This window comes from Lentzea indica (assembly GCF_012184385.1).
GTDB lineage: Bacteria > Actinomycetota > Actinomycetes > Mycobacteriales > Pseudonocardiaceae > Lentzea > Lentzea indica.
Map to the genome: position 1 here is coordinate 1 of NZ_VSRL01000108.1, position 21,606 is coordinate 21,606.

Below are 21,606 nucleotides of genomic sequence, written 5' to 3' on the forward strand. Positions count from 1 at the left end.
CCTCCGGAGACCCGCACGCTGGCCACGGACGCTGAACACCGCCACCGAGACGATCGGCACGCTGGTCGGCTCGCAGCGGGCGTTCATCGGTGACGCGTCGCACCAGCTGCGCACCCCGCTGACCGCGTTGCGGCTGTCGCTGGACAACGTGGCCGACGGTGTCGACGATCCGCTGGTCCGCGAGGACGTCGAGATGGCGACCGCCGAGGTGGTGCGGATGTCGCGTCTGGTCAACGGTCTGCTGGCGCTGGCACGTGCCGAGGCCAACGTCGCGCACCCGGAACCCGTGCAGGTGCTGGACGTCGTCGCCGAACGGTTCACCGCGTGGCGCGCCGCCGCCGACGAACGGTCGATCTCGCTGGTGTCGGAGGGATTCGACATCCGGGTGCTCGCGACGCCGGGGCACCTCGAGCAGGTGCTGGACAACGTGCTGTCCAACGCGCTCGAGGTGTCCCCCGACGGCGCCACGATCCTGGTCCGCACCACCCGGCCGGGCCTGATGGAGATCATCGACTCAGGGCCGGGGTTGCCGGACGCGGATCGCGCGCGGGCGTTCGACCGGTTCTGGCGCGGTCAGGGCCTCACCGGCAAGGGCGGGTCCGGTCTCGGCCTCGCGATCGTGAAGCAGCTCGTCACCGACGACGGCGGCACGGTGTCGCTGGCGACACCGGCCGGTGGCGGGCTGTGCGTGCGGATCAGACTTTCTCCGGCATAGCCGACGAGTGGTGGTTCACGATGAGCCACTTCCCGTCGATCTTCTCGTAGACGAACGTGTAGCGGGCGTCCACGGTGGACGGCTTGCCGTCCTTGGTGAGCGCGAACCGGTACGTGCCCGCGTCGATCGCGTCGTCGGCGTCGAGGACGGCGATGTGCGAGTCGAGGATGGTGCCGCTCGGCTTGCCCTGCAGGAAGTGCTCGAAGTAGTCGACGATCTCGGCGCGCGTGGACCGCACCTGGTTCGACACGGTGGGCAGCAGGACCGCGTTCGGAGCGTAACGGTCGGCCACCTTCTGGGCGTCACCCGTGGCGAGGGCGGCGTTCCAGTCGGTGAACAGCGCCTTGATCTGGTCGTCCGTCGGCTTCACCTCGGTGTTCGAGGCCGTCTGCGCTGGTGCGCTGGAGCAACCGACAAGGAGAGCGGTCACGCCGGCCAGTCCGGCGGCGCCGGTGAGGTACTTACGCATCGTTTCGGTTCTCCCGATCGTGTGGCTGTTGAGATCCACTTTCGGGGTAAGCAGGGAAGCGTTCGGACAGCGGAGGTCCAGCGTTCGGACAAGCTTTCGGCAAGCCTGGTAAATGTGGACGTATGGGACTTCTCAGCGGAATGATGGGGAACGCGTCGAAACTCGACCCGAGGGCGGCCGCGCAGGAGTTCGGGCGGCTTTTGGCACAGGGGGAACAGGTCCACGCCGCCTACCAGCTGGTGCGCGACTCGTTCCTGTTCACCGACCGGCGACTGATCCTGGTCGACAAACAGGGCATGACGGGCAAGAAGGTCGAGTACCACTCGGTGCCCTACCGCGCGATCACCCAGTTCTCCGTCGAGACCGCCGGCCACTTCGACATGGACGCGGAGCTGAAGATCTGGGTCTCCAGCGGCGACGCGCCGATCTCCAAGCAGTTCGGCAAGGGCGTCGACGTCTACGAGGTGCAGGCGCTGCTGGCGGCGTTCGTGGCGCGGTAGTCCTCTGAGACCGCCCTGGTCTCCGCCGTGTGGCTCGGCGGCCAGGTCTGGGAGCGCAGCGCCACGGCGATCTCGGCCAGCACCACGACGATCGCGGTGACCAGGTGGCTGGTGTCCAGCAGGACGTTCAGCGCGGTCAGGATCGCGGGCGCGACCCGGCTGCGGACCAGCACTCGCATGATGACGGTGGCGCAGCGGGTGGTGGACATTTCCGTTCCCTTCCAACGATTTCGCCTTCACTGATACGTCGAACCACACCGTCGGGTTTCGACATGCGCGAGGCTGAAATCTTGGCCTGGCAACAAAAAAATCCCCCGCGGCACGTGGCCTGCGGGGGATTTCGCTTGTGGGGTCTAGCGTGCCTGCAGCATCGGGCGGAACTTGTCGCGGTACGCCCACGCCAGCCCGATCTCGGCGGCGACCAGGATGACCGCGTTGACGGTACCGGCCGGCTCCAGGAAGACGTGGAACAGGAAGATGTTCACGACCATCGGAGCGAGGATCGCCAGCGCCAGCGGGACGTAGCGGCCGACGACGAGCAGCACACCGGCGACCAGCTGAACACCCGAAGCCAGCTGCAGCATGTAGCCGGTCGCGTGCAGCGCCGCGAAGAACGCCACACCCTCGGGCGCCATCGTGGCGGCATCCGGTGCGGGGATGAAGTTCAGGAACCCGTTCAACCCGGTCGTCGCGAACAGCAGGCCGACCAGCACGCGGGTCACGATCGTGGCGTAGCGGCCGACGGCGACCTTGCGGGCAACGCGGGCGGCGGGGGCGGTAGCGGTGGCAGTCATGTCGTGTTCCTCCTGGGCTCTCGTGTCCGTTCACTGATGCGTCGAACGGCCACCACCGCGGATCGACACGAGCCCAAGAAAAATCTTCAAAAGTTCCGCCACTACCCCTTTTGCCTGGTCGAGCGCTCAGGCCAGCGACGAGCTCACGTCGCCGCGGGCCGCACGGACGGTGTCGGCGACCGGGCTGAGCTTCAGCCACTCCGGCAGGCCGCGCACGACCCAGCGCTGGCCGGTCAGCTCGATCGTGCCCGCGCGCACCGCGTCCAGCAGCTCGAACTCGCCCTCCCACATCCGGTAGAGCGTGGCCAGGTCCGACGCCAGCACCGCGTCGACCTCCAGGCCGGGGTCGGTGTAGCAGACCGATGCGTCACCGGGTTCGACGACGAGCCAGAACGTGCGGCGCCGGTCGTTGATGCGGATCTCGATGTTGGCGCGGCGGCTCAGCGTGCCGGTGTCGACGCGGCCGTGCATCCACCACATCAGCACCTCGGGGTCGAGCTCTTCGGCGCGAGGGTCGCCGAACGCGTACCGGGCGCCCCAGTCTGCGAGGCCGAACACGAGGGGACGCAGTGCCTGCCCTGACGGCGTGAGCGTGTAGCCGTCACCCGTGCGTTGGACGAGACCGGCAGTCGCGAGCTGCCTGAGCCTTCGTGACAGCAGGGCGCGCGAGAGTCCCGGCAGACCGCGGGCGATCTCGTTGAAGCGCGAGGCACCGATGAGCATGTCCCGCACGATCAGCAACGTCCACCGGTCGCCCAGCACCTCGACGGCGCGGACGATCGGGCAGTACTGCGCATACGTCCTCACAGGGGAAGTCTCCGTCGCCGCGGGGGTTTCGTTACCGCCGTCCGGTTCACTTTCAGAACTACCTGCGGCGCCCGGCTGTTCTTACGTTCGTCGCATGACAACACTTGAGACACCACGGGTGACCGGCACGTTCCCGACCGTCACCAGAGACGACGACGCGACGTTCGTGGAGATGGCCGCCCGCATCGGCGCGATCGCCGCTTCCCATGCCTCCGAACACGATCGCGACGCGACGTTCGTGAGCGAGTCTTACGAGGCGATGCGCGAGGAGGGCTATCTGGCGTTGGCCGTACCCGAGGAACTGGGCGGTCTCGGCGCCACCATGCGCCAGGTCTGCTACGCGCAGGCCGAGCTCGCCCGGCACGACGGCGCGAGCGCGCTGGCCGTCACCATGCACCTGTATCTGACGCTGATGCAGGCGTACAGACGCCGCAAGGGCGCGCCGGACGCGGAGGGCGTGCTGCGGCGCGTGGCCGCGGAAGGGCTGGTCATCGCCACCAGCGGTGGTTCGGACTGGCTGTGGCCGACGACCACGGCGACGCCGGTGGACGGCGGGTTCCTGGTGTCGGGGCGCAAGGCGTTCTGCAGCCAGTCGCCGCGGGCGAACGTCGTGGCCACCTCGGCCGTCCTCGGCGAGGAGGTCCTGCACTTCAGCGCGCCTCTCAACGCCGAGGGCGTCCGCATCGAGGAAACCTGGGACACGCTCGGCATGCGCGGCACCGCCAGCCACGACGTGGTCCTCGAGGACGTGTTCATCCCTGCCGAGAAGATCGCGGCGCGCCGGCCGTACGGGGAGTTCGGCGCGCCTCTGTTCGCCGCGGTCGTCCACTTCGCGCCGGTGTGCGCGGCGACGTACTTCGGCATCGCGGCCGGTGCGCGGGACGTGGCCGTGCGGTCGACGTCGAAGAACGCCGTGCGGCAGATCGGGTTGATGGACTACAAGCTGCGCACCGCGTGGTGGTCGCTGATGGGCTCGATCGAGGAGCTCGGCGACGACTACACGGCCAACGCCGAGTCGACCACCACGGTGATGCTGGCCAAGCGCCAGGCCGTGGTCGAGGCCGTCGAGGTCGTGAACATCGCGATGGAGGTCCTCGGTGGACGGTCGTACTTCAAGCGTTCACCGCTGGAACGCGCTTACCGCGACGTGCGCGCCGGAACGTTCCACCCGCTCACCCCGGAAGCCACACTCATGTACGCGGGCAAGGTCGCACAGGGTGATCCGGGAGTCACGGAGTAGCACTCCCTTCTCAGGCTGAAGTTCAAGTTGTAGGCGTCCCAAGGGTTTGCGAGGATGCGGGTCCGTCTCTTCCTAAGGAGCGATTCCGGTGGCTACTCGCCTCAACCCGTACCTGCGTTTCGACGGCACAGCGCGCCAGGCGATGGAGTTCTACCAGTCGATCTTCGGCGGCGAGCTGAAGATCAACACCTTCGGCGAGTTCGGCATGCAGGACTCGCCGCAGGCCGACCAGATCATGCACGCCCAGCTGGAGACCGAGGCCGGCTACACGCTGATGGCCTCCGACACGCCGCCCGGCATGCCCTACAACCCCGGCGACACCATCACCATCTCCCTGTCTGGCGACGAAGAGGTGCTCAAGGAGTACTTCGCCAAGCTCGCCGACGGCGGCAAGATCGGTACGCCGCTGGAGAAGCAGATGTGGGGCGACGAGTACGGCGATCTCACCGACAAGTTCGGTGTGAGCTGGATGGTCAACCTGGGCGGTCTGGGCTGACGAACCGATGGGCGGGGCCGCGGTGGTGGCCCCGCCCGCCGCGCTGACGCATCATGTGGACCATGAGCGAGCGTCTGCGCACGGTGGTCGACAAACTCGCGATCCGTCCCGACGAGCGGGTGCTGGAGATCGGCTGCGGCCAGGGCGTGGCCGCCACGATGGTGTGCCAGTTGCTGACCACCGGCACGCTCACCGCGATCGACCGCTCCACGAAGATGATCGAGGCCGCGACCCGCCGCAACGCCCAGTACGTGGCGACCGGCAAGGCCGAGTTCATCATCGCGTCACTGGAGGACATGAACCTCGGCGACCGGCGGTTCGACCTGGTGTTCGCCGTGCGCGTCGGGCTGTTCCACCGTGATCCCAGCCGTGCGCACGAGCTGCTGCGCCCGTGGCTCGCGCCGGGCGCACGTGTGCTGTCGTTCTTCGACGCGCCGGTCCAGATGAAGCCTAGATCCGCCCGAGCAGCTCGCTGATCAGCTTCTTCGCCGGCTCGACACCCACCGGCGACACCACCTCGATCTGGGTCTTGCCCTTGCGCGCGGCCACCGTGTGCTGGGTGGTCTCCGACCCACCGGCCGTGGCCTCGTAAGCCTCGTCCAGGAAGCCCTCGACGGCCTTGGCCTTCTCCGGCTTGCCCTTGGCGAACGACGCGGCTGTCGCGTTCGTCGTGAACCGGACCTCGACCGGCATGCCCGGCCCGACGTACTTGCAGGTGATGACCGTCTTCTCGACGGTCTCCTGCTGTCCCTGCAGGCGCAGGCCGAGCGCCTTGCCCACGACGGACGAGTTGGCGTTGACGCAGTTCGGGCCGTTGCCGGGCGGCTGCTCGGCGGTGGTCGGGGCGGCCGGGGGCTGCGTCGGGGCCGCCTCCGGTGTGGAGGTGCACGCGGCGAGCAGGAACGCGGCGGCGAGGAGGGTGATGCGCACACCGGTACATCGGCCACCCGCTGTCGCCGCGTTACCCGTCACCGTCGAGGGTCAGCCTCAGGATCTCGGCGGTCCTGGCTTCCCAGTCCTCGTCCGCCACCGTTCCGTTGAGGACCGCGACCGCCACGAGGGTCACCGTGCCCTCGATGTCGGCGGTCAGCGTGGGCACGCTCGCTGTCCCCGTGAAAGCAGTACCTTGCGGCGCTGTCCGCCGGTCGGCGCCGGTCCAGCCGCGAACGCCGACCAGCGGGGACGGCAGGTCGGTGGCCCAGCCGGTGAGCTCGGCCCTCGTGCCGGGAGGGGCGCCGATCACGCGGTGGATGCGCAGTTCCTGGTCGTCCCAGACGGCCGTGACGCTCTCGATGCGCAGGCCCGGCACCATCGGCTGGTGCGCGTCGAACACCGGCCGGTGCCAGGACGCCGCCCAGTTGTCCCGCGCGCCCAGCGGGTGGATCCGCCTGCGCACACTGCGGTCGCCCCTGATCACGAGGCTGATGTGGTTGTCGGGGACGTTGTGCTTCGACGTCGGGCCGCTGGTCGTCGAGTAGGCGAAGCGGCTGTAGAGCGGGTCGTCCTCGGTCGCGTGCTCGCCCTCGAACGGCCTGACGTGGTCGCTGCCGTGGTTGTGCAGCCTGGTCACGCCGTTGTGCCGCTGTATGAGCAGACCCGGGCCTGGGAGTGCGAGCGTGCGGTTCTCGTCCTGGCGCTCCTCCTGCGCTGTCCACAGTGGATGGTCCGGGCCCGCGAGCAGGCACACGAACGCCTTCGACGCCCAGTACGGCGAGGCCGGTCCCGAGTAGGGCTGGAGGCTGGCCTCGTGCGGCCCGTGCCAGCCGAGGCTGAGCACGCCGTCCGTGAGCGCGCCCCTGTCGAGGAAGTACTTGAGCGTGGTGCCGATGAGGTGGCGGGAGTGACCGGGGCTGAGCGGTGTCTCGCCGGTGACCGCGCCGAGGGCGATCGCACTGGCGGCGGCGAACCGGTAGGTCAGCGACCGTCCGAAGTAGACCGGTGCGCCGTCCGCGCCGAACAGCAGGTGGAAGCTTTCCAGGTGTTCCTTGAGGTGCGTGGTGATCGGTTTTCCGTCGAGGAACGCGTCCAGCGCCGGGTAGAGGTGCAGCGCCCAGCCGTTGTAGTGGTCGAACGCGCGGCCGTCGCCGTCGGAGTACCAGCCGTCGCCGCGGTACCAGCCATGGAGCAGCTCCATCGCCCGGCGTTTCGCCTGCCGGGTCTCATCGTCGCCGCGTCCTGCCGCTTCCAGGAAGGAGGCCACGGTGTACGGGAAGAAGTACCAGTTGTTCGCCGCCGGGACGTGCCGCAGCGCCCCGCGAAGCCACGCTTCCGTCCGGTCTTGCACGCTTTCCGGGAGCTTGTCCCAGAGCCACGGCTTGGTCAGCCTCAGGCCGAGTGCGACCGATGCCGACTCCACCATCGGCTGCCCGACGTCGAAGATCTCCGGCCACTCCCCTTTTGTGCCTGCGGCAAGACCGGCGGCGTAACGCTCCAGCCAGTTGTGCGGGTCGTCACCGTGCGCGGTGCGGAAAGCGGCGGCGAGGAACGTCCTGGCGTAGCCCTCCAGGCCGTCACTGCGGACCCCACTGCGCGACGGCCTGCCCGGCAGGTCGAGAAAAGCCTGGTCCGGCGAGGCGTAGCGCCAGGCGGCGGTCAGCAGGGAGTCCGCGGTCTCCACCCACTGTTCACGGCTGTAGCTCACGCGATGCGTTCCCTTCGTTCCGCGGGCACCGGGGTCTGGAACGGCTTGCCGTCCGCCCATCTGCGGACCTCCGCGACGGCGTGGCGGGCGAGACGGCCCCACTCGTTGCCCTGCGACCCGGCCAGGTGCGGAGTGATGAGCACGTTGTCGTTGCGCCACAACGGATGGCCCGCGGGCAGCACCTCGGGGTCGGTCACGTCGAGCACCGCCCGGATCCTGCCGGCCTCGCTGGCGAGCGCGTCCTGGTCGACGACGGCACCGCGGGCGGTGTTGATCAGCACGGCGTCGTCCCTGAGCAACCCCAGCAGCTCGCGGCTCACCAGTCCCCTGGTCTCCGGCAGCAACGGCGTGTGCACGCTGACCACGTCGCTCCGCTGGAACAACTCGGTGAGACTCACGGACTCGGCACCGTCCACTTCGGTCACGAACGGGTCGTGCACCAGCACGTGGACGTCGTGGGGCCGGAGCAGCTCGATCACCCGGCGGCCGATCATCGACGCGGACAGGATGCCGATCGTGGCACCGTAGTTGCCCACGGTCAGCGGGATTTCGTAGTGGTCGATCCGCTTGACGGCCTTGAACTCGCGCGCACGTTCGAGCACGCGTTTGCCGCTCAGCAGGATCATCGCGACGGTGTACTCGGCGACAGGAATCGCGTTGGCCTGCGCGGCCGAGGACACCACGATGCCTCGCTCCCAGCACGCGTCGGTGACGAAGCCTTTGACCGATCCGGCGGTGTGCACGATCGCTTGGAGGCTGGGCAGCCTCGCGAGGACTTCCCCGGTGATCGGCGGGCAGCCCCAACCGGTGACGAGCAGGTCGACGTCCGGGAGTTGGGTCAGATCTTGAGTGACCGGGCCGAAGTCGCAGACCGCCCTCAGATCATCGAGCACGGGCAGGAGGATGGCGTTCGCGGCGTCTGCCGACATCACGCCCGCTGCCTTCACTTGACGGCTCCCGCGGTCATACCTGCCTTCCAGAACCGTTGCAGCAGCATGAACGCCAGGATCAGCGGCAGCACGGCGAAGAGCGATCCCATGATCACCACCGGGTAGTACTCGGGCGAGACGGTGGCCGAGCTGTTCCACTGGTAGAGGCCCAGGCTGACCGGGTACAGCTTCTGGTCGGACAGCATGACCATGGGCAGGAAGAAGTTGTTCCAGATCGTGGTGAGCTGGAACAGGAACAGCGTGACCATGGCGGGTCCCAGCATCCGCAGCGCGACCTTGAAGTAGGTGGCGAGGTCGCCGGCGCCGTCGATGCGCGCGGCCTCCAGCACCTCGTCCGGCACGTAGCCCTGGGCGAAGATCCGGCCGAGGTAGACGCCGAACGGGTTGAACAGCGCCGGGATGAACACCGCCCAGAAGGTGTTGACCAGCCCCGCCTCCGACGCCATCAGGTACAGCGGCAGCGCCAGCACCGTCTGCGGCACCATGACCCCCGCGAGCACCAGACCGAACAGCTTCTCCTTGTGGCGGAACGAGTACTTGTCGAACGCGTACCCCGCCGCGATCGAGATGAACGCGCTGGCCGCCGCTCCGATCACCGCGTACAGCAGGCTGTTGACGTACCAGCGGCCGTAGAGGCCCTTGTCCATCGCGAGCAGGTTCTTGACGTTCTCGACGAACGAGAAGTCCCCGAACAGGTCGCTCCGGAACAGGGCGTCGACGTCCTTGGTGGCGGCGAGCACCAGCCACATCACCGGCAGCAGGGTGTAGAGCACCGAGATTCCGACGACGACGTTGACCGTTGTGCGGCCGAGGAGGGTCATCAGGCGGCCTTCCTGTTCGTCCAGCGGGTGACGCCGTAGGACAGCGCGATCGTGAAGGCGAGCAGGATCACGGACGCGGCCGCGGCGAGGCCGTAGTTGTTGCGGGTGAAGGCGGCGTCGTAGATGTACATGCTCGGCGAGAACCTGGCGCTGATCATCGGCGTCGACTGGCTGAGCAGCACCGGTTCGGTGAAGAGCTGCAGCGCCCAGATGAGCGTGAAGATGCCGACCGTGACGATCGCGCCGCGGACCAGCGGTGTCTTGATCCGGACGGCCTGCTTGACCGGGCCGGCGCCGTCGACCACCGATGCCTCCAGGACCTCGCGCGGCACGGCCTGGAGCGCGGCGTAGAAGATCACCATGTTGTAGCCGAGGTTGCTCCACAGTGCGATGTTCACGATCGACGGCAGCACGGTGTGGATGCCGAGGAAGTTGATCTGGATGTCGGCCTTGGCGAACAGGTCGATGATCGGGCTGAGGCCGGGGGTGTAGAGGTAGAGCCAGATCAGGGCGGCGATGATGCCGGGCACGGCGTGCGGCAGGTAGAGGCTCATCTGCGCCCAGCTCCTGAGCTTCGCCACACCGGAGTCCAGCAGCAGCGCGAGGACGAGCGCGCCGAGAACCATCAGCGGGATGTAGATCAGGCAGTAGAGGACCACGGTGCCGAGGCCGTTGAGGAACGTCGGGTCGCTCAGCACCGCGACGTAGCTGCGCAGGCCGACGAACACCGTGCGTTCCGGGCCGAAGCCCAGTCCCGGCTGGTCCGCGGCGAAGAAGCTCAACCAGATCGCCGTGCCGGTCGGGATCAGGAAGACCGTGACGAGCAGCAGGAAGAACGGTGCCATCAGGATGGCGCAGGCGAGCTTGCCCTTCACCGTGCACCCTCCTCTGTGGACAGACCGAGGGCCTTGAGGTCGGGCATCGTGCCGCTCTGGGCCTCCCGCACCGCGTCGATCAGCGTCCCCTCACCGGCGCCGGCCCTCGCGAACCCGTCCTGCATGACCTTCTGGGTGGCGGTCATCCGCGGGCCCCACACCCAGCCGTCGCGGATCTTGTCCGCCTCCTGCTTGAAGAGCTTGTAGATGTCCTGGCCGCCGTAGTACTCGCCGGGGAACGCCTTGCCCCCGGCTTCGACGAGGCCGGGAGCGACCGGGTACTGGCTGCTGGTACCGCTTTTGAGGCGTGCGGTGAGCGCGTCCGGGTGGGTGGTCTGCCACTCGATGAACTCCATGGCGGCCTCGGGTTCCCCGGAGTCCTTGGTGATCGCGAACGTGGAGCCGCCGTGGGTGCCGACCACCGGTCGGTCCCAGATCGGCATGGGGGCGATGCGCCACTTGCCCTTCTGGGCGGGCCTGGCCCGCATCTGCGCGCCCGCGTCCCACGCGCCGCTCAGCCTGGTGAGCACGCGGTCCTGGCCGACCTGGGCGTCGTGTTGCTTGCTGTCACTCGCGTTGCGGAAGACAACGTCGTCGTCGATCAGCTTCTGCCAGTAAGCGGCGACCTTCTGGGTGGGCTCGTCGGCGAGGGACACGTGCCACTTGCCGTTGCTGGTGTCGAACCACTTCGCGCCGGCCTGCCAGGCGAAGCACGCGAACTGCATCGCGCCGTCCGTGGGGAACAGCGTGAGCTTCTTGTCCGGGTACCTGTCCCTGACGGTTCTCGCGAGGTCCGCGAACTCGTCCCAGGTCTCGGGGATCTTGAAGCCGTTGGCCTCGAACAGGTCGACCCGGTAATGCAGCACCATCGGCTCGATGTCGAGCGGGACGCTGAACACCCGGTTGTCGAACGTGGTGAGCTTGAGCGCTTGCGGCAGCAGCTTCTGCTTGACGCGGTCGGTCACGAGGTCGGTGATGTCGCGGGCGACGCCGTCGATGGCGAAGCCCGGCACCTGCGGGTACTCGATGGTGGCGACGTCCGGTGCGTTGCCGGCGCGAGCCGCGTTGCTGAGCTTGGCGTAGCCGCCCTGCCCGCCGGAGGGGATCTGCTGGAAGATCACCCTGATGCGGTTCTGCGAGGAGTTGAACGCGTCGACGACCTGCTGGCTACCGCGCAGGGCCGACCAGAACGTGATCTCTACCGGACCTCCGGCACCGCGGCGTTGCGGAGTGGAGCAGGCCGCCAATGGTGCCGTGAGACCCGCCGCGAGGAGTGTGCGACGACTCAGGCGCATGGCTCGCATCCTGATCGCCTGATCGGTTTACCGTCAAGAAACGGTCAAACGCTCAGTCGATGAGCGGACCTTCAGCTCGGGCAGCAGCTCGACGCGTTCCGCGCTCTGACCTGGGCTTTGCAGCTGCCGGATCAGCAGCTGTGCCGCCACCTTCCCGACCTCGGTCTTCGGCGGCGCGATCGCGGTGAGCGGGATGCTGCCGAGCGCCGCGACCACGTCGTCGTACGCCACGACCGAGCATCTCCCCGGCACTCGTATACCGGCATCCATCAGCTGCTGGACCAGCATCAACGCGTCCTCGTCGCCGTGCAGGATCGTCGCCGTCGCCCGATGCGCCCTGAGGATGCCGACCAGTCCGGTCTCCGATGTGCTCCTGACCGTGATCGCGTCCTCGAGGTCCGCGGAGATCTCCTTGAACGCTTTCCTCAGCGCCCTGGCCGTCGGGCTGTCGTCACGCGCGGCCAGCACGATCCTGCGGTGACCGAGATCGGTCAGATGCTTCACGGCCAGGTGCATGCCATACCAGTGGTCCGAGCACACCGAGTTCATCGCCCTGAGCGGCCCGCCCGGCCTGCGCTCCATGAGCACGGTCGGTACCCCGGTCTCGGCGAGCCAGTCGTCCGCCGCTTCCTCTTCCTGGGTCCGCCAGCGCGGCGCGATGAGGAGACCTTGGACCGGTTCGGCGAGCGCTCGCTCGACGATCGGTCTCTCTGCGCCTTTGACCTGCGGCGCGATGTGCAGCACGACCCGCATGCCCGCTTCTTCGAGCGCTTTGCGGGCCCCGTTCATCGTCTCGTACAGGTACGTGTGCCGCTCCGGCACGACCAGCGCGACCGCACCGTTCGGCGCCTCCGCGTGCACCGGCTGCTCGAACGGCGCCAAGGACCGCGCGACCCCGTGCCCCCTGCGCAGCTTCCCCAGCCGCGCCAGCTCCTCGACGTCGCGCCGGATCGTGACGATCGAAACGTCCAGTTCGCCGGCCAGATCGCTCACCCTGACCGTGCCCCGCGACGCGATGACGGCCAGAATCCGCTGCCGCCGCGCCTCGCTGGGCTCACGCATGGCTCTCCGTCTGTTCGTTTGAGCGTTTCGTCGGGAGCATAACGCGGGGAACGGTCACTGCGCCGTGACGACCACGCGGACGAGGGTGTCGACGAGCTCGTCGGCGGTGGTGCGCCACTTGTCCGCGCCGAGATGACCGCTGTGCTCCATGCCTGCAACGCCGTGGGCACCGGCCAGCAGCAGGGCGCCGTAGTGCTGCGCGTTCCGCTCCCCCGCGACGGCGGCGACGATGGCAAGGAACTCGTCCTGGAAGCGCCCGGCCGCACGGTCGGCCGCTTCCGGATCACCCTCCGGCCCGCACAGCTGACGGTGGAGCCGCTCGAGTTGCCCGGCACGTTTTCCGTTCCACCTGAACAACATCTGGTATGCGTGCGGCTGATCCCTGCCGACGTCGATGAGGGTGTGGAGAGCGCGGCGCAGCTTCTTGGAGGCGGACAGGGCAGGGTCGATCCGCAGGGCGTGCACCTGGCCGGCGATCTGTTCCCACCGCTCGGCCGCGACGGCGGTCAGCAGGCTGTCCTTGTCCGCGAAGTGCCGGTACGGCGCTCCCCGCGTGACGCCCGCCCGCGCGCCCACCTCGCGCAAGGTGACTGCTTCGGGACCGCCGAGGTCGAGAAGTTCGGCGGCCGCGTCGAGCAGGGCGCGGCGGGTGGCGGCGGCGGACTCCGCACGGGTGACCATGACGTTCACCCTACAGTTGACAGTGTCATCTGGGCGGGTAGCGTCGTTGAGGTGACAACGTCATCTGAAAGCCGTCTGGTCGTCGTGACCGGAGCCTCCACGGGCATGGGCGCCTCCGCTGCCCGCGAACTGGCTCGTCAGGGATTCCACGTCCTGGCCGGCGTGCGACGCGACCGCGACGCGGACGCCATCCGATCGACCGGCGTCGTGCCGGTCATCCTCGACATCACCAGGCCCGAGCACGTGGCGGCGCTCGCCGCGCGGGTCGACGCCGATCCGCGGCCGCTCCACGCGCTCGTCAACAACGCGGGCATCCAGGTGAACGGCCCGGTTGAAGCCCTGCCGATGGACGAGTGGCGGCGGACTTTCGAGGTCAACCTGTTCGGCCACGTCGCCGTCACCCAGGCACTCCTGCCCGCGCTGTTGCGCGGCAAGGGACGCGTGATCAACATCAGTTCGGTCGGCGGCAAGGCCGCCATGCCCACCTACGGCGCGTACGCCGGCACGAAGTTCGCCCTGGAAGCGGTCAGCGACTCGCTTCGCAGGGAGGTCTCGCCCCTGGGCGTGCAGGTGGTCGTCGTCGAGCCGGGCGGCGTCCGCACGGAGATGGCCACCCGCGGGATCGCGACGGCGAACGACCTGGCCGCCCGCATGACGCCAGAGCAGGACGAGCGCTACGGCGGCCTGGTCAAGGCGATCAACTCCCTGATGGACTCGGGCACGTCATCGGGCGTCACCGCCGACGCCGCCGCCAAGGTCATCGCGAAGGCCGTGACGACCCGCAAACCGCGCACCCGCTACACCATCGGCCTCGACGCGGCGCTGCTCACCCGTCTGACCCGGATCCTGTCCGACCGGATGCTCGACCGCGTCATCGCCGCCACCGTGCGCCGCCACCACCCGAAGGCGGTGACGCCTGCCTGAAATCGCTCTCAGCTTCACCGCGCTAGCTTCGGCGGCGAGGGGGCGACATGAAGATCGTGATTCCAGGCGGCACCGGCCAGGTCGGTGGCGTGCTGCGGCGCGCACTCACAGCGGCGGGCCACGAAGTGGTGATCATCAGCCGGAGCAGCGGCGTGCGGTGGGACGGCAGGACCCTCGGTGACTGGGCTGCCGAGATCGACGGCTCGGACGTCGTCGTCAACCTGGCGGGGCGGAGCGTGAGCTGCCGGTACACGGCGGAGAACCTTCAGCAGATGATGCGGTCGCGGGTGGACTCGGCACGGGTGGTCGGGCAGGCGATCTCCCAGGCATCCAGGCCGCCGCGGGTGTGGCTGCAGATGAGCACGGCGACGATCTACGCGCATCGGTTCGACGCGGCGAACGACGAGGAAAACGGGATCATCGGCGGACGTGAACCGGACGTGCCGGGGTATTGGGCGTACAGCGTCGAGATCGCCAAGCGGTGGGAAGCGGAGCTGAAGCGGGCCGACACACCGCACACCCGCAAGGTCGCGCTGAGAGCGGCGATGGTGATGAGCCCGGACAAGGGCGGTGTGTTCGACTACCTGTCGTGGCTGGCGCGGCTGGGGCTCGGCGGGCCTGTCGCGGGCGGGCGGCAGTACGTGTCGTGGATCCACGACGACGACTTCGTGCGGGCGGTGGCTCTGTTGATCAGGGAACCGATCGAGGGCGCCGTCAACCTCGCGGCGCCGGGCCCGCTGCCGCAGAAGGACTTCATGCGAGAGCTGAGGAGTGTGTGGCGCAGCCCGGTGGGGCTGCCGGCGACGAGGTGGATGGCCGAGATCGGGGCGTTCGCGATCAGGAGCGACACCGAGCTGCTGCTCAAGAGCCGCCGGGTCGTTCCTGGGAGGCTCGCGAAGGCCGGGTTCGAGTTCCACTTCCCGAACTGGCGGGAGGCGGCGCAGAATCTGGCTGAGCGCAGGAGGTGAGATGCCGAGGATCAACGACGTCGGCGGGCAGGACGGGTTCGGGCCGGTGATCGAAGAGCCGGACGAGCCGATTTTCCGCGCGGACTGGGAGGCGCACGTGTTCGCGATGAACCGGGCGCTGATCGGGCGCGGCGTCTACAACCTGGACGAGTTCCGGGACGCGGTCGAGCGGACGATGTCCCACGAGTCGTCGTACTACGAGAACTGGTTCCGCGGGATTCGCACACTTCTCGAGGAGAAGGGCCATGTCTGAGCGGTACCGGGCGGGTGACCGGGTGAGGACGTCCACTGTGGACCCTGATCACCACACTCGGCTGCCGGGCTATGCGCGCGGACGGGTGGGCGTCGTCGTCGGCGACGACGGCGTGCATCCGCTGGCGGACCTGAGGGCGCGAGGAGTCGTGCGGCCGCAACCGGTTTACCTGGTGCGGTTCACCGCGCGGGAACTGTTCGGGCAGGGCGACCACAGCGTCACGCTGTCCCTCTGGGAGGACTACCTCAGCGATGAGTGACGACCACGACGACTCCCCGATCGCGGCACGTGTCCGGGAGCTGGAAGCGATCCTCGAAGAGAAGGGGTTGCTGGACGCGGCGGAACTGGACCGCGCGCTGGAGGCGTTCGCGCACAAGGCGACACCGGCCAACGGGTTTCGCGTGGTGGCGCGGGCGTGGGTGGACGACGACTTCAAAGCGGCGCTGCTCGAGAACGCGAACGAGGCGTTGCCCTCGGTCGGCTTGTCGATGGGTGGCGGGCTTCAGGTGCAGCGGCTGTACGTCGTGGAGAACACCCCGCAGGTCCACAACGTGATCGTGTGCACGCTCTGCAGCTGCTACCCGATCGCACTGCTCGGGCCGTCTCCCACCTGGTACAAGAGCCCTGCCTACCGGTCGAAGGTGGTCAGTCACCCGCGAGAGGTGCTGGAGCAGTTCGGGTTCACGCTGCCCGCCGAGACCGAGATCCGGGTGTGGGACGCGAACGCCGAGACGCGGTACATGGTGCTGCCTCGCAGGCCGGCGGGCACCGAGCAGCTGAGCGAGGACGAGCTCGCGGCGAAGGTGACGCGCAACGGGCTGATCGGCACCGCGCCCGTGTGAGCGAAAGGGCCGCCTCCGTTGTGGAAGCGGCCCTTCGCCAACTGGATGTTCGTGAACTACATGTTCTTCATGATGGTGTCGATCGCCTTGCCGAGCTGCGCGTACTTCTGGGTGTACAGCACGGGGAACACGCCGGGCGGGTCGGCCGGGCGGTCGGCGTCGACGTAGTCGGTGCCCAGGTTGCAGAACACGACGACGATGTAGTTGCGCTTGTCCTTGCCGCGGAACGACTTCACGATGCCCGCGTCGGAACCGGTGGTGTCGACCCAGCCGGTCTTGTGCGCGAACGTCACCTCGGCGGCCTCGTTGCACGGGCGGACGTCGCGGTCGTAGATCGCGTCGCCGACGGTCACGGTGCCGTCCGGCTTGATCCAGCGCGACGGCACCTTCTGCGGGATGCCCTGCGTCGGGTAGTCGCGGCCGCACCAGTTCGGCGTGGACAGCATCTCGTTGTGGCCCTGCCCTGCCAGGGTCTCCTGGAAGAACTTGCGCGACGAGTACGAGAGCTCGTTGCGGGTGACGGGCTTGCCCTTGTCGGTCGTCCACAGCACGCCGGCGCCACCGTTGACCAGCAGCAGGAGCTTCGCGGTGTCGAGGCCGCTCATGTTCGAGCCGATCCAGCGGCCGCCGTTGCCGGGGATGGTCTCGGTGACCATCAGCGTCGGCATGCCGAGGTCCACGAACGTCTGGTTGACGAGATCCCACGCGTTCTTGTCGTGGATCAACTTGATCAGCGCGCAGGTGGACTCGTTCTGCGACTTCGTGATCATCTCGTCGAAGTGCTGCCGGATCTTCTTCACCGACGGGCCGCCGCACGCCGGACGCACCGGGTTCGGGTCGTAGACGTAGTCGGCGTCCAGGTCGACCTTGCCCTCGTCGGCCAGGCGCAGCACACCGAAGCCCACCATCAGCTTCAGCACCGACGCCGGGTACGGCGAGGAGAAGTCAATCGCCGCGTTCTCCCGGCCGGCCAGCACGTCACGCGTGCCCTTGCCACCGTTGGCGTCCCACTCGTCGTCGTCCCACCAGCGGTAACGCACCTGGTCGGTGGACAGCCCCTTGTGCTTGACCGGCACGACCACGCCGTTCGGGTACTGCGGGCTGAGCAGCACGTTGGCCACGGACTTCGGCCGGCCACCGCGTCGAGCTCGATGATCGCCGCGTCCATGTTCGGCGTCTGGTGCAACGGCTTGCCCGCCATCGCCGACCGCGCCCGCGCTCTGTTCATCAGCTCGGCGGGAGTCTGGTCGTACTTCTCCCTCTGACCTGCCGACCTCGCACCCGCTACCGGCGGGGTCAGGTCGATCACGTCCTTGAAGTTCTGCGCGACGATCGCCTCACGCAGACGCTCGGCCAACCGGTGATGGCCTTCCTCAGAGGCCACGGCCGGTGCCACGGCGGCACCCGTCAACGTGAGCGCCGTGCACAGCACGGCGAACCGCTTGAGCTTCATCCACTCCCCCGGTAAAGCGTTATCCACACGAACGTGTGACATCAAGTTCTGCTGACGCAGCCTACCGAAGGAACGTTCTCGACCGAGCGCACAGACCGCGAAGCGACCATCCCCGCGGTCGCGAGCAGGTAGATCACCGCGCAGCCGACGAGGGACGCCGGGACCCCGAACGTGTGCGACACCGGGCCGATCGCGAGCTGTGCCAGCGGAATCGCCACGATCGACCCGAGCATGTCGTAGGAGTAGACCCGCGCGAGCCGGTCCTCCGGCACGTGGTGCTGCAGCGACGTCTCCCACGCCACGCCGAACTGCTCCAGGCCCAGCCCGCACACGAACGCGGTGATCATGAGCAACCACGGTTCCGGGTGCACGGCCATCGCCAGCGGCGGGCCCGCGAACGCCGCCACGCACACCACGCCGAGCAGCAGCAGGCGCCGCACCTTGACGCGCAACGCGATGACGGCGCCGGCGACCATGCCCGCGGTCTGCGAGGCCAGGACCAGGCCCCACGTCTCACGCCCGAACGTGGTGTCCGCCAGAACAGGGCCGAGGATCATCACGCCGCCCGCGAACGCCGCGTTGACGAACGTGAAGGCCACCACCACGACCCAGACCCAGGTTCGCGACGCAAACTCCGTCCAGCCGACCTTCAGCTCGGACAGCACAGAAGGCTTGTGCCCGGCCACGACACGAGCGGCAGGCACCCGAACGAAGGCGAAGAACACACCCGCCAACGCGAACGACAACGCGTCCACCGCGAGCCCCCAGCCAGGACCGGTGAACGCGATCAGCAGGCCACCCAGTGCCGCCCCGCCGATGTGCGCGGAGTTCAACCCGAGCCGCAGCAACGCGTTCGCCCGCTGGCGCAGCTCGACCGGCACTGTCTGCGGCACCAGGGCCGCGGAGGCCGGGAAGGAGAACGCGCTCGACATGCCGTTGACCGCCGACAGCACGACGAACCACGGCACGGACACCGACCCGGTCAGAACGAGCACCGCGATCACGGCCTGGCTGACGGTGCTGACGGCACACGATCCGACGAGCACGAGCTGCCGCGGCAGCCTGTCCGCGACGACGCCGCCCCACAGCAGGAACACCACGTTGGCCAGCGACCGCGCGGCCACGACGATACCCAGCGAGGTGACGGACGAGGTGAGGTCGAGGACGGCGAACGCCAGCGCGATCGGCGCCATCGCGTTGCCGGTGATCGTCGTGACGCGACCGGCGAGCAGCCACCGGAAAGCCGGATGCGCCAGCGGCGCGAGTGATCCCCCCATGATTCGCACCGTACCCAGCGCCCTGTTTCCGGCGGGGCCTGTTTTCACGACGCCGGAGCGCCCGACCCGAGGGATCGAGCGGCTCCGGCGTCACCGCACTCTCGAGTGCGATGAGGCGATGACCACCGCGGCGGCGACGGTCACCAGGTTCTTCAGGATGTACTGGGCTTGGAAGGACGCCTGCAGAGGACCTGACCACATCTCGCCGGGGAACAACACCAGCGGTGTCGACACCAGCACGACGTGACCGATCAGCAGGACCGCGCACGATCGTGGTGCGCGGAAGCTCAGCAGAACCAGTGCGATCCCGATTTCGGTGATCGCGGCACTCAGTCTCGCCAAATCCCCGTGGATGATCCCGAACGTCAGCGCGGAAACCGTGCGTTCGACGAGATCCTGGGCAGGGCTGCCACCGGGAAAGAGCTTCAGCACGCCGAACCAGAGGTACACGACCCCCAGTCCAATGCGCAGCAGCGGAATTCCGGCGTCACCCGCGAAACGGGTGACGCGCTCTTCCGTGCTTTCGCGGCGTGTGGTTTCTGGACGCAACATTGATCTCCCTCTCCTGTCTGGCTGCCACCACCCAGCCAGGCAGGAGGAGCGAGGAAGATCAGTTGCTCGGCTGCGGGTCTCCCAGCGGGTTCAGCAGGTCCGCCTTGCCCTCGAACGCGAACAGCAGCAGGTCGACCATGCTGAACGTGCTGGAGTCCGGTCCGAGCGTGGGCTTCCAGTACGGCGAGCGCACGATCGAGATCCGGCTGCCCTCCATCGCGCGGTGGAAGACCTCCGCGGTGATCCGGCCGCCGACCGGGCCCATGAGTCCGTTGCCGATCTCCGCCTCGCGCAAGATGTAGAACCACAACGGGGTGGCCTCGACCAGCTGGGCCTTCTGCTGTTCGGACAGGCCGTCGACCACGGCGCCGCCGTTGCCGGTCAGGATCTGCTCTGCGGTGAGCGGCTCGACGCCGAACAGCTCGGCGATCTGCTGGCCCGTCGCGAGCTCCATCATCGAGGCCCTGGTCAGGTTCCTGAACGCGAGGTTGCGCTCGATCTCCCTGAACACCGTGCCGCGACCGCCGAACGTGCCTGCCGGCAGCTGCGTGAGCGGGTCGACCAGCAGCGTGTCGATCCGCTTGGTGACGTTGCCGCCACCGAACTCCGCCGGCGGCACCAGGTCGTCGCGCTCCGCCTCGGTGAAGTCGTACAGCCGCCGGAAGTCCGCGATCCAGTTGCTGGGCAACGTGAAGATCGGGCCCCGGTTGACGTCGTCGAGGTCGGCGGGCGTCCCCGAGCTGGGGTCGAAGTTGCCGCTCACGCCGGTGAACGTGAACAGCGCGAACAGCGTCGCGAGCCCGCCGGGACCGGTCGAGTTGAACACGCGGTTCCACTGGTAGGCGCCGCGGACCTGGCTGTGGCCGAAGCGGTACGAGGCGACCGAGAACTCGACGGGCATCGTCGGAGCGTTGTCCCTGCCGTAGTTCTTGCCGGGCACCTCGAAGAACCTGCGGCCGTTGGTGAAGACGTCGTCCACGATCGCCGGGTCGATGATCCGCGGCAGGTGGTCGGTCTTGAGCATCCACTGGTAGTGCCGCACCACGAGCTCCTTGGCGGCGCGGAACAGCCGCTCGCCCGTGAGGCCGGTGAGCGCGAGCTCGTCGACCACGCGGTTGTGGAATCGGATGAACGCGAGGTGCGTCTGCGCCACAACGAGGTTCTCGTCGTTGCGGGCGTCCGGGATCAGCGGGAGCCGCCGATCCGCCGCGGTGCCGGCCGTCCCGCCGCGACGCGGCAGGTCGAAGCCCTCGAACGGCACGTTGGTGCCCTCGTCGGGGAACGGCACCGGAGTCGTGGTGCCGACCTTGAGCTTCACCCCGTCCTCGGCGTAGAAGGCCTGGTCGTCCTTGTCGCGCGGGCCCCTGCCGTACACCGAGTCGAGGTCCAGCGCCGGCGAACGGCCCTGCATCAGCTCGTCGAGGTTGACGTCCTGGCCGAGCTGCGACTCGGTGCGGTCCATCGTCAGGTCGTGGTCGACGAACTGGCCGAGATAGGTGAACCCGGCCGGGACGGCGGGATCCGCCGAGTCGGGCTGCGGAACGTTCGCGGTGATCGCGGTCGCGAGGGCGACCCGCGTCTCCTCGTCCGTTCTCGGGCCCTTGGGCCCCAGTCGCGAGAACCGGAACCTGCGCAACTCCTCCGCCGTGGAGGGCTGACGCGTGGTGGCCTCACCTTTGTCGTCGAATTCCAGCACACCTTCGCCCACGACGAAGAAACTGTCGCGCACATGCCTCTTCATGTAATCCCCCTGTTTCCCCTCTGTCAGGCAACCTGTTCTCCCCAACAAGCACCTGCCCCACCACCAGTCTCCGTACGGACGAAATTTCCGTCGAAGCTTTTGGTCACAACCAAAATGTCGTCACACAACGGATACGAGCCGGTCCAGAATGCCTGATCTTGAATTCTCGTGGCGTTGCGGGGCTGATCGGCACGCGGTACGTCGAGGGAACCGCTGCCGCGGCAGGCAGACAACTTCGAATCCGGTCAGC

26 protein-coding genes are annotated in these 21,606 nt (G+C 68.2%); 10 read left to right on the forward strand and 16 right to left on the reverse strand.

The annotated features are described in order from the left end of the window. On the forward strand, positions 1 to 715 hold a 715-nt coding region (locus tag FXN61_RS26575), incomplete at its 5' end, for a sensor histidine kinase (RefSeq protein ID WP_223165611.1). Here FXN61_RS26575 and FXN61_RS26580 read toward each other — a convergent pair. Further along, positions 696 to 1,184 (reverse strand): SgcJ/EcaC family oxidoreductase, encoded by a 489-nt coding sequence (locus tag FXN61_RS26580; RefSeq protein ID WP_167976753.1) that lies wholly within the window; start codon positions 1,182 to 1,184, stop codon positions 696 to 698. The two genes, FXN61_RS26575 and FXN61_RS26580, sit on opposite strands and share 20 nt — an antisense overlap. A gap of 122 nt (positions 1,185 to 1,306) precedes the next feature. Between FXN61_RS26580 and FXN61_RS26585 the strand changes: the two genes are divergently transcribed. Next, positions 1,307 to 1,684, forward strand: a complete 378-nt coding sequence (locus FXN61_RS26585; RefSeq protein WP_167976754.1) for a PH domain-containing protein — start codon at positions 1,307 to 1,309, stop codon at positions 1,682 to 1,684. Here the strand turns inward: FXN61_RS26585 and FXN61_RS26590 are convergent. The 3 genes from FXN61_RS26590 to FXN61_RS26600 all read right to left on the reverse strand — a co-directional run bounded on the left by FXN61_RS26590 (position 1,642) and on the right by FXN61_RS26600 (position 3,285). Further along, complete coding sequence (locus FXN61_RS26590) at positions 1,642 to 1,893, reverse strand: hypothetical protein (RefSeq protein WP_167976755.1); 252 nt, start codon at positions 1,891 to 1,893, stop codon at positions 1,642 to 1,644. The two genes, FXN61_RS26585 and FXN61_RS26590, sit on opposite strands and share 43 nt — an antisense overlap. 144 nt (positions 1,894 to 2,037) lie before the next feature. After that, on the reverse strand, positions 2,038 to 2,478 hold the full coding sequence (locus FXN61_RS26595) for a DoxX family membrane protein (protein ID WP_167976756.1): 441 nt from the start codon (positions 2,476 to 2,478) through the stop codon (positions 2,038 to 2,040). A 126-nt stretch (positions 2,479 to 2,604) separates the two neighbouring features. Then, complete coding sequence (locus FXN61_RS26600) at positions 2,605 to 3,285, reverse strand: winged helix-turn-helix transcriptional regulator (RefSeq protein WP_223165612.1); 681 nt, start codon at positions 3,283 to 3,285, stop codon at positions 2,605 to 2,607. A 94-nt stretch (positions 3,286 to 3,379) separates the two neighbouring features. Between FXN61_RS26600 and FXN61_RS26605 the strand changes: the two genes are divergently transcribed. The 3 genes from FXN61_RS26605 to FXN61_RS26615 all read left to right on the forward strand — a co-directional run bounded on the left by FXN61_RS26605 (position 3,380) and on the right by FXN61_RS26615 (position 5,497). Beyond that, positions 3,380 to 4,525 carry an acyl-CoA dehydrogenase family protein gene (locus FXN61_RS26605; RefSeq protein WP_167976757.1) on the forward strand — a complete coding sequence of 382 codons (1,146 nt, stop codon included), beginning with the start codon at positions 3,380 to 3,382 and terminating at the stop codon, positions 4,523 to 4,525. 88 nt (positions 4,526 to 4,613) lie between these two features. Further along, positions 4,614 to 5,021 carry a VOC family protein gene (locus FXN61_RS26610; RefSeq protein ID WP_167976758.1) on the forward strand — a complete coding sequence of 136 codons (408 nt, stop codon included), beginning with the start codon at positions 4,614 to 4,616 and terminating at the stop codon, positions 5,019 to 5,021. A gap of 62 nt (positions 5,022 to 5,083) precedes the next feature. Next, on the forward strand, positions 5,084 to 5,497 hold the full coding sequence (locus FXN61_RS26615) for a class I SAM-dependent methyltransferase (protein ID WP_167976759.1): 414 nt from the start codon (positions 5,084 to 5,086) through the stop codon (positions 5,495 to 5,497). On the opposite strand, the gene FXN61_RS26620 is transcribed toward FXN61_RS26615, so the two are convergent. Genes FXN61_RS26620 through FXN61_RS26655 form a run of 8 tightly spaced genes read right to left on the reverse strand, consistent with a single transcriptional unit; the run spans position 5,472 to position 13,346 of the window. Then, on the reverse strand, positions 5,472 to 5,951 hold the full coding sequence (locus FXN61_RS26620; protein WP_167976760.1) for a hypothetical protein: 480 nt from the start codon (positions 5,949 to 5,951) through the stop codon (positions 5,472 to 5,474). The two genes, FXN61_RS26615 and FXN61_RS26620, sit on opposite strands and share 26 nt — an antisense overlap. A gap of 31 nt (positions 5,952 to 5,982) precedes the next feature. Then, a complete protein-coding gene (locus FXN61_RS26625; RefSeq protein WP_312878007.1) occupies positions 5,983 to 7,662 on the reverse strand; it encodes a DUF2264 domain-containing protein in 1,680 nt (559 codons plus the stop codon). Beyond that, complete coding sequence (locus FXN61_RS26630; protein ID WP_312878008.1) at positions 7,659 to 8,609, reverse strand: hydroxyacid dehydrogenase; 951 nt, start codon at positions 8,607 to 8,609, stop codon at positions 7,659 to 7,661. Before FXN61_RS26630 ends, FXN61_RS26625 begins: the two co-directional genes overlap by 4 nt. Further along, on the reverse strand, positions 8,606 to 9,433 hold the full coding sequence (locus tag FXN61_RS26635) for a carbohydrate ABC transporter permease (RefSeq protein WP_167976762.1): 828 nt from the start codon (positions 9,431 to 9,433) through the stop codon (positions 8,606 to 8,608). The genes FXN61_RS26630 and FXN61_RS26635 overlap by 4 nt, the downstream gene beginning before the upstream one ends. After that, entirely contained in the window at positions 9,433 to 10,308 is an 876-nt protein-coding gene (locus FXN61_RS26640; RefSeq protein WP_312878009.1) for a carbohydrate ABC transporter permease, read from the reverse strand. Before FXN61_RS26640 ends, FXN61_RS26635 begins: the two co-directional genes overlap by 1 nt. After that, entirely contained in the window at positions 10,305 to 11,603 is a 1,299-nt protein-coding gene (locus FXN61_RS26645) for an ABC transporter substrate-binding protein (protein ID WP_188135517.1), read from the reverse strand. The genes FXN61_RS26640 and FXN61_RS26645 overlap by 4 nt, the downstream gene beginning before the upstream one ends. A gap of 33 nt (positions 11,604 to 11,636) precedes the next feature. Next, positions 11,637 to 12,665, reverse strand: a complete 1,029-nt coding sequence (locus FXN61_RS26650) for a substrate-binding domain-containing protein (protein WP_167976764.1) — start codon at positions 12,663 to 12,665, stop codon at positions 11,637 to 11,639. A gap of 54 nt (positions 12,666 to 12,719) precedes the next feature. Continuing rightward, positions 12,720 to 13,346, reverse strand: coding sequence for a TetR/AcrR family transcriptional regulator (locus tag FXN61_RS26655; protein ID WP_167976765.1), 627 nt, complete (start codon positions 13,344 to 13,346; stop codon positions 12,720 to 12,722). 51 nt (positions 13,347 to 13,397) lie between these two features. Between FXN61_RS26655 and FXN61_RS26660 the strand changes: the two genes are divergently transcribed. From FXN61_RS26660 to FXN61_RS26675, 5 genes are read left to right on the forward strand one after another with little or no spacing between them, the layout of a single operon-like run. Beyond that, positions 13,398 to 14,270, forward strand: a complete 873-nt coding sequence (locus tag FXN61_RS26660; protein ID WP_312878010.1) for an SDR family NAD(P)-dependent oxidoreductase — start codon at positions 13,398 to 13,400, stop codon at positions 14,268 to 14,270. A 47-nt stretch (positions 14,271 to 14,317) separates the two neighbouring features. Then, positions 14,318 to 15,238 carry an epimerase gene (locus FXN61_RS26665; RefSeq protein ID WP_167976766.1) on the forward strand — a complete coding sequence of 307 codons (921 nt, stop codon included), beginning with the start codon at positions 14,318 to 14,320 and terminating at the stop codon, positions 15,236 to 15,238. Position 15,239: 1 nt separating this feature from the next. Continuing rightward, on the forward strand, positions 15,240 to 15,491 hold the full coding sequence (locus tag FXN61_RS56515) for an SH3-like domain-containing protein (RefSeq protein WP_223165613.1): 252 nt from the start codon (positions 15,240 to 15,242) through the stop codon (positions 15,489 to 15,491). Next, positions 15,484 to 15,750: an SH3-like domain-containing protein gene (locus FXN61_RS56520; protein ID WP_223165614.1), complete on the forward strand. Its 267-nt coding sequence runs from the start codon at positions 15,484 to 15,486 to the stop codon at positions 15,748 to 15,750. The genes FXN61_RS56515 and FXN61_RS56520 overlap by 8 nt, the downstream gene beginning before the upstream one ends. Then, positions 15,743 to 16,333 (forward strand): nitrile hydratase subunit alpha, encoded by a 591-nt coding sequence (locus FXN61_RS26675; RefSeq protein ID WP_167976767.1) that lies wholly within the window; start codon positions 15,743 to 15,745, stop codon positions 16,331 to 16,333. The genes FXN61_RS56520 and FXN61_RS26675 overlap by 8 nt, the downstream gene beginning before the upstream one ends. 56 nt (positions 16,334 to 16,389) lie before the next feature. On the opposite strand, the gene FXN61_RS26680 is transcribed toward FXN61_RS26675, so the two are convergent. The 4 genes from FXN61_RS26680 to FXN61_RS26695 form a co-directional block, all read right to left on the reverse strand. Further along, a complete protein-coding gene (locus tag FXN61_RS26680; RefSeq protein WP_223165615.1) occupies positions 16,390 to 17,454 on the reverse strand; it encodes a serine hydrolase in 1,065 nt (354 codons plus the stop codon). A 373-nt stretch (positions 17,455 to 17,827) separates the two neighbouring features. Further along, positions 17,828 to 19,063 carry an MFS transporter gene (locus FXN61_RS26685; protein WP_167976768.1) on the reverse strand — a complete coding sequence of 412 codons (1,236 nt, stop codon included), beginning with the start codon at positions 19,061 to 19,063 and terminating at the stop codon, positions 17,828 to 17,830. A 90-nt stretch (positions 19,064 to 19,153) separates the two neighbouring features. Further along, a complete protein-coding gene (locus tag FXN61_RS26690; RefSeq protein WP_167976769.1) occupies positions 19,154 to 19,615 on the reverse strand; it encodes a DoxX family protein in 462 nt (153 codons plus the stop codon). Between the two features lie 58 nt (positions 19,616 to 19,673). After that, positions 19,674 to 21,356, reverse strand: coding sequence for a peroxidase family protein (locus tag FXN61_RS26695; protein WP_167976770.1), 1,683 nt, complete (start codon positions 21,354 to 21,356; stop codon positions 19,674 to 19,676). Between the last annotated feature and the right edge of the window lie 250 nt (positions 21,357 to 21,606).